Annotated in this window: 11 protein-coding genes; 8 read left to right on the forward strand and 3 right to left on the reverse strand. The window is 36.1% G+C overall.

All coding sequences use genetic code 11. The features are described 5' to 3' along the window. The first annotated feature begins 44 nt into the window (after positions 1 to 44). Complete coding sequence (locus tag L2586_RS19855; protein WP_235294698.1) at positions 45 to 1,682, forward strand: ABC-F family ATP-binding cassette domain-containing protein; 1,638 nt, start codon at positions 45 to 47, stop codon at positions 1,680 to 1,682. A gap of 207 nt (positions 1,683 to 1,889) precedes the next feature. On the opposite strand, the gene L2586_RS19860 is transcribed toward L2586_RS19855, so the two are convergent. The 3 genes from L2586_RS19860 to kdsA are packed head-to-tail and all read right to left on the reverse strand — an operon-like array spanning position 1,890 to position 4,715. Then, positions 1,890 to 2,306, reverse strand: a complete 417-nt coding sequence (locus tag L2586_RS19860) for a DoxX family protein (protein WP_235294699.1) — start codon at positions 2,304 to 2,306, stop codon at positions 1,890 to 1,892. 44 nt (positions 2,307 to 2,350) lie between these two features. Beyond that, positions 2,351 to 3,904: an NAD(P)/FAD-dependent oxidoreductase gene (locus L2586_RS19865; RefSeq protein ID WP_235294700.1), complete on the reverse strand. Its 1,554-nt coding sequence runs from the start codon at positions 3,902 to 3,904 to the stop codon at positions 2,351 to 2,353. After that, entirely contained in the window at positions 3,897 to 4,715 is an 819-nt protein-coding gene (gene kdsA / locus L2586_RS19870; protein ID WP_235294701.1) for a 3-deoxy-8-phosphooctulonate synthase, read from the reverse strand. Before kdsA ends, L2586_RS19865 begins: the two co-directional genes overlap by 8 nt. A gap of 623 nt (positions 4,716 to 5,338) precedes the next feature. On the opposite strand from kdsA, the gene L2586_RS19875 reads away from it, so the two are divergent. The 7 genes from L2586_RS19875 (at position 5,339) to chrA (ending at position 12,152) form a co-directional block, all read left to right on the forward strand. After that, positions 5,339 to 5,689, forward strand: coding sequence for a gamma-glutamylcyclotransferase family protein (locus L2586_RS19875; protein ID WP_235294702.1), 351 nt, complete (start codon positions 5,339 to 5,341; stop codon positions 5,687 to 5,689). A gap of 133 nt (positions 5,690 to 5,822) precedes the next feature. Then, positions 5,823 to 7,709: a membrane protein insertase YidC gene (yidC, locus tag L2586_RS19880; RefSeq protein WP_235294703.1), complete on the forward strand. Its 1,887-nt coding sequence runs from the start codon at positions 5,823 to 5,825 to the stop codon at positions 7,707 to 7,709. Next, a complete protein-coding gene (locus L2586_RS19885) occupies positions 7,709 to 8,317 on the forward strand; it encodes a DUF6438 domain-containing protein (RefSeq protein WP_235294704.1) in 609 nt (202 codons plus the stop codon). Before yidC ends, L2586_RS19885 begins: the two co-directional genes overlap by 1 nt. A gap of 7 nt (positions 8,318 to 8,324) precedes the next feature. Next, positions 8,325 to 9,359, forward strand: coding sequence for an NAD(P)H-dependent glycerol-3-phosphate dehydrogenase (locus L2586_RS19890; RefSeq protein ID WP_235294705.1), 1,035 nt, complete (start codon positions 8,325 to 8,327; stop codon positions 9,357 to 9,359). A gap of 31 nt (positions 9,360 to 9,390) precedes the next feature. Continuing rightward, the gene (locus L2586_RS19895; protein WP_235294706.1) at positions 9,391 to 9,942 is read left to right on the forward strand and encodes a hypothetical protein; all 552 of its coding nucleotides are present in this window, start codon (positions 9,391 to 9,393) and stop codon (positions 9,940 to 9,942) included. Between the two features lie 6 nt (positions 9,943 to 9,948). Then, positions 9,949 to 10,965: a hypothetical protein gene (locus L2586_RS19900; protein ID WP_235294707.1), complete on the forward strand. Its 1,017-nt coding sequence runs from the start codon at positions 9,949 to 9,951 to the stop codon at positions 10,963 to 10,965. Between the two features lie 59 nt (positions 10,966 to 11,024). Continuing rightward, positions 11,025 to 12,152 carry a chromate efflux transporter gene (gene chrA, locus L2586_RS19905; protein WP_235294708.1) on the forward strand — a complete coding sequence of 376 codons (1,128 nt, stop codon included), beginning with the start codon at positions 11,025 to 11,027 and terminating at the stop codon, positions 12,150 to 12,152. The last annotated feature ends 53 nt before the right edge of the window (positions 12,153 to 12,205 follow it).

A 12,205-nucleotide genomic window follows, 5' to 3' on the forward strand; every position in this document is an offset into this window, starting at 1 on the left:
TAAACTAATAGAATTCCTACTTTTGCACCTTCAAATATTTCAATATGATTTCAGTAGATAATATAGCAGTCGAATTTAGTGGTCAAGTACTTTTTAGTGACGTCGCTTTCGTCATTAACGAAAATGACAAGATTGCTTTAATGGGTAAAAATGGTGCAGGAAAATCAACGATGATGAAGATCATCGCTGGCGAACAAAAACCAACTCGTGGAAGAATCAATGCACCTAAAGATGCCGTCATCGCTTATCTTCCGCAACACCTACTAACGGAAGATGACTGTACTGTTTTCGAAGAAACCATGAAGGCTTTCAGAGGTTATTTCTCTATGAAAACAGAGCTAGAAGCGCTAAATCAGCAATTGTCTACAAGAACTGATTATGACTCTGAAGACTACATGAAAATCATTGAGAAAGCTTCTGACCTGGGAGAAAAGTTCTATTCCATGGAAGAAGTAAACTACGATAAAGAAGTGGAAAAAGCACTTCTGGGACTTGGATTCAAGCGAACTGATTTCACCAGACAGACCAGTGAATTCAGTGGAGGATGGAGAATGAGAATAGAGCTAGCGAAAATTCTGCTTCAGAAACCTGACCTGATCTTACTCGATGAGCCGACGAACCACATTGACATAGAATCCGTAATCTGGTTAGAGGATTTCTTGATTAATAAAGCAAAAGCGGTGGTTGTGATTTCGCATGATAGAGCTTTCGTTGATAATATTACGAACAGAACCATCGAAGTGACGATGGGTAAGATCTACGATTACAAGGCTAATTATTCACATTACTTACAATTAAGAGAAGATCGCCGACAGCATCAACTTAAAGCTTTCAAAGAACAGCAGAAATTTATTGCGGAACAAGAAAGGTTTGTAGAACGATTCAAAGGCACCTATTCGAAAACCAATCAAGTATCTTCCGTCGAGCGAATGTTAGAAAAACTTGAAATCATAGAAGTAGACGAAGTTGATAATAGCTCTTTAAAATTGAGATTCCCGCCGTCCCGAAGATCTGGTGATTATCCAGTTATAGCTAAAGGACTTACCAAATCATACGGTGACCACGTGGTATTTAAAGATGCTAATATGTCCATCGAAAGAGGCCAAAAAGTTTCATTTGTAGGAAGAAATGGTGAAGGAAAATCTACCATGATCAAAGCCATAATGGGCGAAATAGAATTCGAAGGAGAATGTGGGCTAGGTCATAATGCGGAAGTAGGATACTTTGCACAGAATCAAGCTTCATTGTTAGACCCTGATTTAACGGTTTTTCAGACTGTGGATGAGGTGGCTAAGGGAGATATCAGAACTCAAATTAAAAATATTCTAGGTCGATTCATGTTTAGTGGGGAAGACATTGACAAAAAAGTAAGTGTGCTATCTGGAGGAGAGAAAACCAGACTCGCCATGGTTAAACTTTTACTTGAACCTGTTAATGTCCTTATTCTCGATGAGCCGACTAACCACCTGGATATCAAATCAAAAGACATCCTTAAAGAGGCGTTGAAAGAATTTGATGGCACATTGATCTTGGTTTCTCATGATCGGGATTTCTTAACCGGATTATCTGAGAAGGTATTCGAATTTAAAGAAAAAAGAGTGATCGAACACTTTGAAACAATCGATGATTTCTTGGCAAGGAACAGAATTGAGAACTTAAAACAAATTGACCTAATGGCTTAGTTTAGTCGTGAGTCGTGAGTCTTGGGTCGTGTGTTCTAAGTCCTAAGTCCTAAGTCCTGAGACTAGAGACTAATGACTCCTGACTAATGACTTCAGACTCCAGACTTCAAGCTACAGATTATAGACTCCAAACTAATGACTTCAGACTCCTGACTCCAGACTAATGACTTCAGACTCCTGACTTCAGACTCCTGACTTCCAATGAAATCACTTAGGCAGTTTCAGTCGATATATTAATCGTTTCACACTGTACTTTCCAGACCCATTGACAATGAGTAAGAGCAACCCTCCTACGATTGCAATGTTTTTCATAAACATGATCGACTGAATCCGTCTCACTTCTACTGGATCATTCCAAAAAGAGAAAATAATAAAGGTTATCGGTATCCAATACAGCAGAATCAGTATGGCTCCCAAGTTTGCGTAATAACCTATAAGGACTAATGTTGCGCCTAAAACGAGTACAAAAATAACAGCATACAACAACATGTCTTGATTCCATGTTAGACCATACGCGGTCATTGTATTTTTTGTTTGCTTAAAAAATGCTATAGAATCATAAGCTTCGAAAAAGAAGATCATGGACAGGAATATTCTTCCGATTAAATCAGCGACATCTTTCATATTTCCTTTTTTTACGTGGCAGGTTATTGTTGCAAATAAAACAATTATTGATAATATTCAGCTATTTTTCGAGCTACATTTTGACCATCCATTGCTGCAGAAAGTATACCGCCTGCATAGCCAGCACCTTCACCACATGGAAATAAGCCTTCAGTAGTCTCATGCATATAGGTTTCTCTATTTCTTGGAATCCTAATCGGAGAACTGGTTCGCGATTCTAATCCTACCAGATTAGCCTCTGCAGTATAATAACCATTAAGTTTATACTTGAATACTTCGATAGCTTGTGCAAGTCGATCGTATATATGAATTGGTAGCAACTTATGAAGTGAAGCGCTATAAATTCCTGGAATATAAGAAGTTGGATTTAGGTCAATGGATTCTCTTCTATTTACAAAATCTGTCATCCGCTGAGCTGGAGCTTTCTGACTTCCATCACCTGCATTAAAAAAGGTCTTTTCTATCTGCTGTTGAAACTCCAGGCCTGCGAATACATTATCCGTTTTGTCAAAGAAATCATCTTTAGTTACTGAGGTAACAAATCCAGAATTTGCAAATGGCGAATCTCTTCTAGAAAGAGACATCCCATTAACCACTAATTCGCCGGGAGCCGTGGATGCTGGCACAATTAATCCACCTGGACACATGCAGAATGAGAAAACACCTTTCTCCTTAATTTGGCAAACTAACTTATAAGAAGAAGCTGGCAAGTTTTCATGCCTAACTTTAGATCCATATTGGATTTCATCTATTAGTTCCTGAGGATGCTCTATCCTTACACCTATCGCATAATCTTTAGGTTCAATTTTTACACCTTTCTGATGAAGTAGATAGTAAATATCACGAGCGGAATGACCAGTTGCAAGTACTGTTGCATTGGCTTCATATTCTTTGCCGTTGTGATCTACCACTCCTTTCATCTTGCCATCCTTGATGATAAAATCAACGACTTTAGTTTCGAAGAGAATTTCTCCACCAAAAGTTTCTATCGTTTCTCTTAACTCTGCAACGATCCTTGGTAATTTATTAGATCCTATGTGTGGATGAGCATCGAGTAGAATTTCTGGACTTGCTCCATGTTCCACTAAAATTTTGAGGACATTAAAATAATTCCCTCTTTTCAATGATCTGGTATACAGTTTCCCATCTGAATAGGTTCCTGCCCCACCCTCACCGAAACAATAATTAGAATCGGGATTAACAATACCATCTTGCTGAATGGCTTTCAGATCTCTCCTTCTTGCTTGTGCATCTTTTCCACGTTCTATCACAATAGGCTTAATACCTAAAGCAATCATTTCCAATGCTGCAAAATATCCAGCAGGACCAGCACCTACAATGATGGCCGTCTTCTTAGACTTCACACTTCCTAATGAACCTAAAAATGAAGTTTCTTCTGGTGGTTTTTCATCGATGAAAACATTGTACCTCAGCACATACTTAGGTCTTCTTCCCCTCGCATCTATGGATTTTCGATCCAACACAATCGCTTGTATTCTTGAAAATTCAACCTTTACTTTAGATGCTACTATTTTGTAAAGTTTATCCTCTTCTTGAATCTCTTCGGGAAGTATTTTTATTTCTATTTGTTTAATCATTAATTACCGCTCTTCTAATTCTTACAAGTTTCTCTAATAAACTTTCCAGTTTATCAAGTGCTAACATATTCGCTCCATCAGACAATGCCTTAGAAGGATCTGGGTGTGTTTCTATAAATAGTCCATTGGCTCCAGCTGCAATTGCACAACTAGCCATCGTACCAATATATTCAGGCTTTCCTCCTGTAACTCCAGAGCCTTGGTTCGGTCGCTGGAGCGAGTGCGTGCAGTCCACTACAACTGCGTCACATATGGATTGCATTTCTTTCACGCCCATAAAATCCACGACCAGATCTTGATATCCGAAACTATTTCCTCTTTCTGTCAAAATAACATTTGGATTTCCAGCCTCGATTACTTTATTCATCGCATGCCTTATGGAAGCATGATTTAAGAATTGTCCTTTTTTAATATTGACTATCTTACCTGTATCTGCCGCTGCCTCTAATAAGGAAGTTTGTCGACATAAGAATGCCGGAATCTGAAGAATATCGACGTATTGCGCTGCCAATCCAGCTTCTTCATCCGTGTGTATATCTGTGGTAGTCGGCAAATTTAATTGCTTTCCTACTTTTTTTATAATATTCAAGGCCGTTTCATCTCCTATTCCAGTAAATGAATCTCTTCTACTTCTATTAGCTTTTCTGTAAGATGCTTTAAAAACATATGGTATTTTAAAATCTTCACAAAGCGCTTTTACTTTCGTTGCAACCTCCATGCAAAGATCTTCTGATTCAACTACACAAGGACCAGCAATCAAGAAAAAGTTATCTGGCGTTTGATTCAATAGTGATTCTACTTTAATTGCCATTTTCGTTATTAGATTAAGCGGTAAAAGTAGTTAAGATTTATGGTCTTTTGAAATTCCGCTACCCTTCTTAGAATTAAATGTACTTAGAGTGATGTATTCTCGGGGTTAATTTACAATCAACTAAAAGTTTTGAATCTTTTATTAATCATCAAAATAAAATACAAATGCAAAAAAGACGACATTTCGGCTTCCGAATTCTTTTTATTTAGAAAGCAAAATAAATGTTCCATCAATGATTTTTGCACCTACCACTTGATGAGCATTCACCCACACAATCCTAATCTTAAACATATTACAATTTATGGTCAAGTACCTGAATAATTATAATCCTGAATATCAAGAATTGATTTGCATATTTTGCCCGAAATGAGAACGAATTTTATAATTTAGTAGTGTATATTTCATCAGGAGCGTGAGTAGTAAGAAAATTTGAGTATACTGCATTCGCCTCTAATGAAGGCCTACTATAAAACTTATGCACTATACAATAATCAATTCATGAAAGATTGAGATGTATTTGATCCTTCTATTTTGAAATTTTGCTAAACAATTTTAAACTAAAAGAGCTTACACTGAAAGAAAATATTTGCAAAAAAAGGTAACAACCGTTTTTAATTGAGATTATGAAGCATCTTTTTACTTATGGAACACTAATGAATTCTAAAGTTTGGAATTCAATTGTAGCTAAAGATTACAAGTCTAAGCCATTTACCTTGTACAATTTTTCTAGAAAAAAATTGATTGGGAAAGAATACCCCGGCATTCTGCGAGAAGAAGGTCATCAAGTTAAAGGATTACTCTATCTAGACATCGAATTAGATGACCTCATTAGGTTAGACGAATACGAAGGAGAGGAATTCGAAAGGATAACGATGAAAGTTGATGATTATAGCATTGATACCTATCTATTTGTAGGGAATACTGAATTAATAAGTTCTGAGGAATGGTTGCCTTATGAGAATTCCCATCGATAAATCTTTTTAATTGGTAGAATAAATTGATCTAAAAACCAATTCCATGGAACGAAATGTAATTAATATTAATTGAGTTCTTAGAACAGCAAAAACAAAATGTTACCTTTGCGGCTTATTTTAACGATGACAATTAATGGATAAGAAACAATTAATAGGTTTACTTCTTATTTTCGGTCTATTTTATACTTGGTCACTAATGAATGGCAAAAGTAGAGCAGAGATCGAAGCAGAACAGCGGATTCAAGATTCTATAGCACTAGCGAATCAACCTGCTCCAGAAGAAACCACAGCTAATATTACCAATACAACTTCTACTACTAATATACCTGTACCTATTGCTAATGACTCTTTGGCTAACGCTAAATTAGCGTACCAATATGGAGGATTTGCTAGTGCAATAGGTGGTGAAGAAGAAGTTCTAACCCTTGAAAATGATCTAATTCAAGTCAATCTAAGTAATAAAGGTGGATTCATTAAAGATGTTTTAGTGAAAAACCATTACAAACTAGAAAGACAAGAAGACAATTCAGACAAGCAAGTTCCACTTTATCTCTTAAAGAATAGTAAGAACAAATTCAGTTACGAACTACCTATTTCGGGAGTACCTGGTGAAATAGTACGAACTGATGAACTTACCTATCAAGGTACAAAAGATGGAAATACTGTTGTATTTAGAGCACCCGCTGGAAATGGATCTTATTTTGAACAGCGTTATACTATACAGCCTGGAAAATATGACTTGGATTACTCTATTTCACTGGTTGGTTTAGACAGACAGATTGCGTCAGGAAAGAAAGAAATTAACCTTAATTGGGTTAATCATATCGATAAATTAGAACAGAATTTCAAGTTTGAGAAATTCTACTCAACTATTTATTTCAAAGAAGTAGGTGAAGATTCTGACTACTGTAATTGTAGAAAAGATGATGAAGAAGATTTCGAGGGGAAGCCACTTCACTGGGTTTCTAATTCAAATCAGTTTTTCAATTCTACCCTAGTTGCTAAGTCCACACCCTTCGCAGGTGCTGTTATGGAAACAGAAATGCAGGAAGATGATAGTGAAGATCTAAAACTACTTTCTTCTAATATAGAAATACCATATTCAGGAGGATCTGATTACTCTTTCGATATGTCTATATATCTAGGACCGAATGATTTTAACATTTTAAAATCGTACGACATTGGACTTGAAGAGATTATTCCATATGGTAGAAGTATATTCGGAACGATTAACCGATGGGTTATTAGACCGTTTTTCCACTTCTTAGACAATATCATTGGGAATAAAGGAATTGCCATCATCATAATGATCTTTTTGGTTAAAATGATTTTATACCCATTGAATTACAAGATGCTGAAGTCTCAAGCGAGAATGGGAGCATTAAAACCAGAGATCAATAAGATAAAAGATAAAAACAAGGATGATCCACAGGCCGCCCAGATGGAGAACATGAAGCTCTATCGGGAATACGGTGTGAGTCCGCTTGGTGGTTGTATGCCGATGGTTATACAAATGCCGATATGGTATGCGCTATTCAGGTTCTTCCCCGCTTCTATAGATTTTAGACAAGAAAGTTTCTTGTGGGCGAATGACTTATCATCATATGATGTTATCGCATATCTTCCGTTCGAAATTCCTGCATATGGAGCACACATTAGTTTGTTCACTATTCTTTGGGCTATTAGTACGATAGCATACACGTACTATAATACGAAGCATATGGACATGAGTGCGAATCCAGCAATGAAGTATGTACAGTATTTCATGCCGCTAATGTTCTTATTCTTCTTTAATAGTTATGCTTCAGGATTAACTTGCTATATGTTTTTTAGTAATTTATTTAATGTAGGACAAACTGTAGTCACTAAGAAGTTCGTTTTCAATGAAGATAAAATTCGAGCAGAATTATTGAAGAACAAAGACAAGCCTAAGAAAACAAATAAATTTCAAGAGAGAATGCAATCAGCAATGAAGCAATCTCAGGCTTTACAAGAAGAGCGTAAAAAGAAGAAAAAATAATGGGTATACTGAATTCATTCATATCGAAATGGACACTTTTAATTGGTTCTGTTTTAATCCTAACATCTTGTGGGACGACGAAAGCTGTTAAGCAAGTGATGGAGTCATACGACTTTGGAATTAAAAAAGTTCACGTTGAGAATGTAAATAGTTCGTATGATCGACTGGTGCCTGATTACTATGAAAGTTTGAAGTCATCAGATCAGAAATTTGCAGAAAAAATTGCAAAAGATACGATGCTCTATATGCAGAAAGGCGCTTGTTTAGGCAAATGTCCAGTTTTCAGAATAACGATATTCAACAATGGAATTGTTAAGTATGAAGGCGTTAAGAATGTTGACTTAGTTGGAATTTACGAAAGTAAATTAAAGAAAGAGCAGCAAGAGAAGGCTAGAAGTTTAATTGATGCCATAGACTTACCTCGAATGTATAGTAAATACCCTCGTGGAATTACTATGAGCAAAGATGTAGCTATTACCAAAATGGTTTTGTCAGATGGAGTTCTTAAATTTCCAACTGTGATTAGTTATGATCAGCCTCAGGAATTAACAAATATTGAAGTATATTTAAACCAACTTATAAAGGATTTAAGTTGGGTTCAAATATAGATAAAACATGGAAAAACCGGTAGGTGTTATCGGAGCTGGAAGTTTTGGAAGTACTATTGCTTCTCTGATATCGGAGAATAAAAGTGTATTGATTTACTCGCGAAATCAATTTGAAATAGACAACATCAACCAAGGAAAAGAGCACAAAGGGATAACTTTTGCTAAAAATGTGACTGCTACAGGCGATTTAAAATATTTAGCGGAATCGTGTAACTTGATATTTCCAGTTATTCCAGCGGGTGCATTCCGAAAAGTGATTAAGCAAATTGCTCCTTATATTACGCCCTTGCATATTATAATTCATGCAACGAAAGGGTTAGACATCGTCGAAGCTGATATCGAAGACTTAGGAAATAAGACCTTCGACAAAGATATCATAAGGACCATGAGTCAAGTCATTACAGAAGAATGTAGTACCTTAAGGGTCGGTTGTATATCTGGGCCTAATTTATCAAAGGAAATAAATTTATCCTACCCTACAGCCGCTGTGATTGCAAGTGAATTCCAAGAAGTAATCGACCAAGGTCAGATTGCGCTCAGTAGTTCAAGATTTTTTGTTTTTGGTTCGCACCAATTGCTAACTGCAGAGTTAGCTGGAGCCTTTAAGAACATCATTGCAATCGGATCTGGTATAATCGGAGGAAAGCATTTAGGAAAAAACATGCAAGCCTTATTAATAACAAGAGGGTTAAGAGAAATAATTCATATAGGAATCGCTTTAGGAGCAGAAGGAAAAGCGTTTTTAGGAACAGCGGGACTAGGAGACTTAATTGCGACGGCGACGAGTGAAACTTCTAGAAATTATAATTTCGGAAGAAGATTAGCAGAGGGTGATACGATAGAACAAATTAGAGCTTCTGAAGATGAAGTTGCAGAAGGAGTTCGGACATTGAAAATTGTTAAATATATACTGACTAAGTACAATCTTCATGCACCAATATGCGAGTTGATTTATGAAATAGTTTTCAAAGATTTAAATATTGACAAGGCAATTTCACACCTAATGCGTTATCCAAACGCACCAGATGTTGATTTTTTATAGGAACTTTATTATGATTAATTATATTTGTTAAATGAACATAGATTTAAATAAAATTTTCAATACTTCAAGCGAACTAGATAAAAAATTCGTTGATGCATTGCTAAGAGCGATAAAAAACAATGCTATTAAAGAATTTGATTATTTAAAATTTATGCACTCTGTGAAATCTATGCAGGAGATGAATATGGATGTTGATACCAGCTACAAGTCCGCATTTGCTACAGCACAGACGATAGGGTTAACAAAAGAGAAGTTGCTGAAGACTGCTAATCATTACAAAATTGTTCTAAATAAAGAACGAGAACATTTTGCTGATGCATTGAAAAATCAGAGGAGTGAGAAGATTTCAGGAAAACTAGAAGAAGTAGAAATTCTGAAAAACAAGATTCTCGAATATGAGGAGAAGATGAAGCAGATGAATAAGGAAATTGCCATTTATCAGAAAAAAATTGCTGGAGCTGATAGTGCAATTGAAAAAGAAAAAGAAAAAATAGAAACCATTAAAAATAATTTCGTGAGCTCTTTTGAGCATTTTGCGGAAGTATTAGATCACGATATTGATTCAATAAATAACTTACTTTAAGAAAATATGGCGACAACTAATCCATTTGAAAATTCCGGAAAGCCAAAAGGATTCTGGAAAAAACCTGAAGGCGTAACGGGTGCGTTATTTTTAATCGCCGCAATTGCTGGTATCGGTTTTATTCTTGCCACGAATTTATCAGCAATAATGGCTTTCGTTTCTACTGTTTTAGGACTTGTAGTAACCTTATTAGTTCTAGGAGCTATCATCTATATGGTATTAGATCCTAAGATGAGAGCTTTAGTAGGTTATATGTATAAAAGTGTCATGAGAAAAATTACTGGCATGTTTGTAACAATTGATCCTATCGGAATACTTAAGAACTATGTAGACGACTTGCAAGACAACTTAAGCAAGATGAGCAAGCAGATCGGAGGTCTTCGTGGTCAGATGAGAAAGATAAAAACTTTGATGCAAGACAATTCAAAGGAAATCGAGCAAAACATGGCACTTGCAAGAAAGGCTAAAGAAGTTGGAAATCAGCAGCAGCTTACCTTATCTGCAAGAAAAGCAGCAAGACTTAAAGAATCTAACCAAAAATATGGTGCATTACACTCCAAAATGACCATTCTACATAGAGTGCTCACTAAGATGTATGCTAATTCTGAGATCCTTCTCGAAGATACCAAGGATCAGGTTAAGATGAAAGAGCAAGAAAGAAAGGCTATTAGAGCATCTCACGGTGCAATGAAATCTGCAATGAGCATCATTTCTGGGGATTCAGATAAAAGAGCAATGTTCGATCAAGCAATGGAACACATCGCTGATGATGTAGCTAATAAAGTAGGTGAAATGGAAAGATTCATGGAGATGTCTTCTACTTTCATGGATTCAGTAGACCTTCAGAACGGAGTTTTCGAAGATAACGGACTGAAAATGTTAGAGGAGTATGAAAAGCAAAGTTCTCTACTTTTAATGGGAGGAAATGAGCAGCTAGATGACGATGTATTAGATTTAGGAATTCCTGAAGAACAATACAGAGCTGGTAGTTCAAATTCTGATTATGAAGGCCTCTTTGACTAAAATAATATAAAATATAGATATAGGCTACTGTTTTAAATAACAGTAGCTTTTTTTATTTCATGAAAAAAGCATCAAATTTAAAAGAAATTGCACTTGTCTTCCTGAAGTTAGGACTCGTGGCTTTCGGTGGCCCAGCTGCTCACATCGCAATGATGGAAGCAGAAATTGTAGAAAAAAGGAAGTGGATTACGCCAGAACACTTCTTAGATCTTATCGGTGCAACTAATTTGATACCAGGACCTAATAGTACTGAAATGACCATGCATTGTGGTCATGAGAGAGGCGGTATTGCGGGTCTTTTTATAGCTGGAGCTTGTTTTATTCTACCAGCAGTTATCCTTACCGGAATCTTAGCTCACTTCTATGTAGAATATGGTACACTTCCTGAAATTCAGCCTTTTATTTATGGAATTAAACCTGCTGTACTAGCCATTATAGCAGGAGCAATTTTCAAGTTAGGCAAGAAAGCCATAAAAAATACGACTCTTGCCATTTTAGGATTATTAACCATCGGAATTAGTCTTGCAGGGATTAGCGAAGTGCTCGCATTATTAGCTATTGGTGTCTTTGGAACCATCTATTTCATGGTTAAAGATAGACTTAAAAATCAAACACTTAACTCTATCTTCATTCCCGTTTTCTTGTTTAAATCAGCTTCGGGTTTAATCTCAACCAGTAAAATATTCTTTACTTTTTTAAAAATCGGCGCTATTCTCTACGGAAGTGGTTACGTGTTATTTGCCTACTTAGATTCCGAATTAGTACTGAATGGTTTTCTTAGCAGATCAGAACTCATCGATGCGATTGCCATAGGCCAATTCACTCCTGGTCCTGTGTTATCTACTGCTACCTTTATTGGATATCAATTAGGAGGTTTCTCTGGAGCAGTATTGGCAACGTTAGGTATTTTTCTTCCATCGTTTATACTTGTCTGGATTCTCAATCCTTATGTTCCCAAAATGAGGCAGTCTAAACTCTTAAGTTATTTCCTAGACGTGGTCAATGTGGCAGCCGTAGGAATAATGTGTTCTGTACTTTATAAAATGGGCTTAGAATCCATTTCAGACTGGAGAACTTTAATAATAGGAACATTGAGTTTCATCCTTGTTTTTGGTCTGAAAAAAGTGAACGTTATTTTTCTAGTTTTAGGAGGTTCAATCTTAGGTTATTTGTTAACACAGATTTAGCAATGAAGGTTAACGAGTTAAAATTAAATAAATTACATTTGCAGGAAACCTAG

Source organism: Portibacter lacus (genome assembly GCF_021533215.1).
GTDB classification, from domain to species: domain Bacteria; phylum Bacteroidota; class Bacteroidia; order Chitinophagales; family Saprospiraceae; genus Portibacter; species Portibacter lacus.

Coding starts and splice junctions, on each gene's coding strand:
- L2586_RS19865 (WP_235294700.1), bottom strand. CDS start 3,904: ATGATTAAACAAATAGAAATAAAAATACTTCCCGAAGAGATTCAAGAA.
- L2586_RS19885 (WP_235294704.1), top strand. CDS start 7,709: ATGGGTATACTGAATTCATTCATATCGAAATGGACACTTTTAATTGGT.
- L2586_RS19875 (WP_235294702.1), top strand. CDS start 5,339: ATGAAGCATCTTTTTACTTATGGAACACTAATGAATTCTAAAGTTTGG.
- L2586_RS19900 (WP_235294707.1), top strand. CDS start 9,949: ATGGCGACAACTAATCCATTTGAAAATTCCGGAAAGCCAAAAGGATTC.
- chrA (WP_235294708.1), top strand. CDS start 11,025: ATGAAAAAAGCATCAAATTTAAAAGAAATTGCACTTGTCTTCCTGAAG.
- yidC (WP_235294703.1), top strand. CDS start 5,823: ATGGATAAGAAACAATTAATAGGTTTACTTCTTATTTTCGGTCTATTT.
- L2586_RS19895 (WP_235294706.1), top strand. CDS start 9,391: ATGAACATAGATTTAAATAAAATTTTCAATACTTCAAGCGAACTAGAT.
- L2586_RS19890 (WP_235294705.1), top strand. CDS start 8,325: ATGGAAAAACCGGTAGGTGTTATCGGAGCTGGAAGTTTTGGAAGTACT.
- L2586_RS19855 (WP_235294698.1), top strand. CDS start 45: ATGATTTCAGTAGATAATATAGCAGTCGAATTTAGTGGTCAAGTACTT.
- L2586_RS19860 (WP_235294699.1), bottom strand. CDS start 2,306: ATGAAAGATGTCGCTGATTTAATCGGAAGAATATTCCTGTCCATGATC.
- kdsA (WP_235294701.1), bottom strand. CDS start 4,715: ATGGCAATTAAAGTAGAATCACTATTGAATCAAACGCCAGATAACTTT.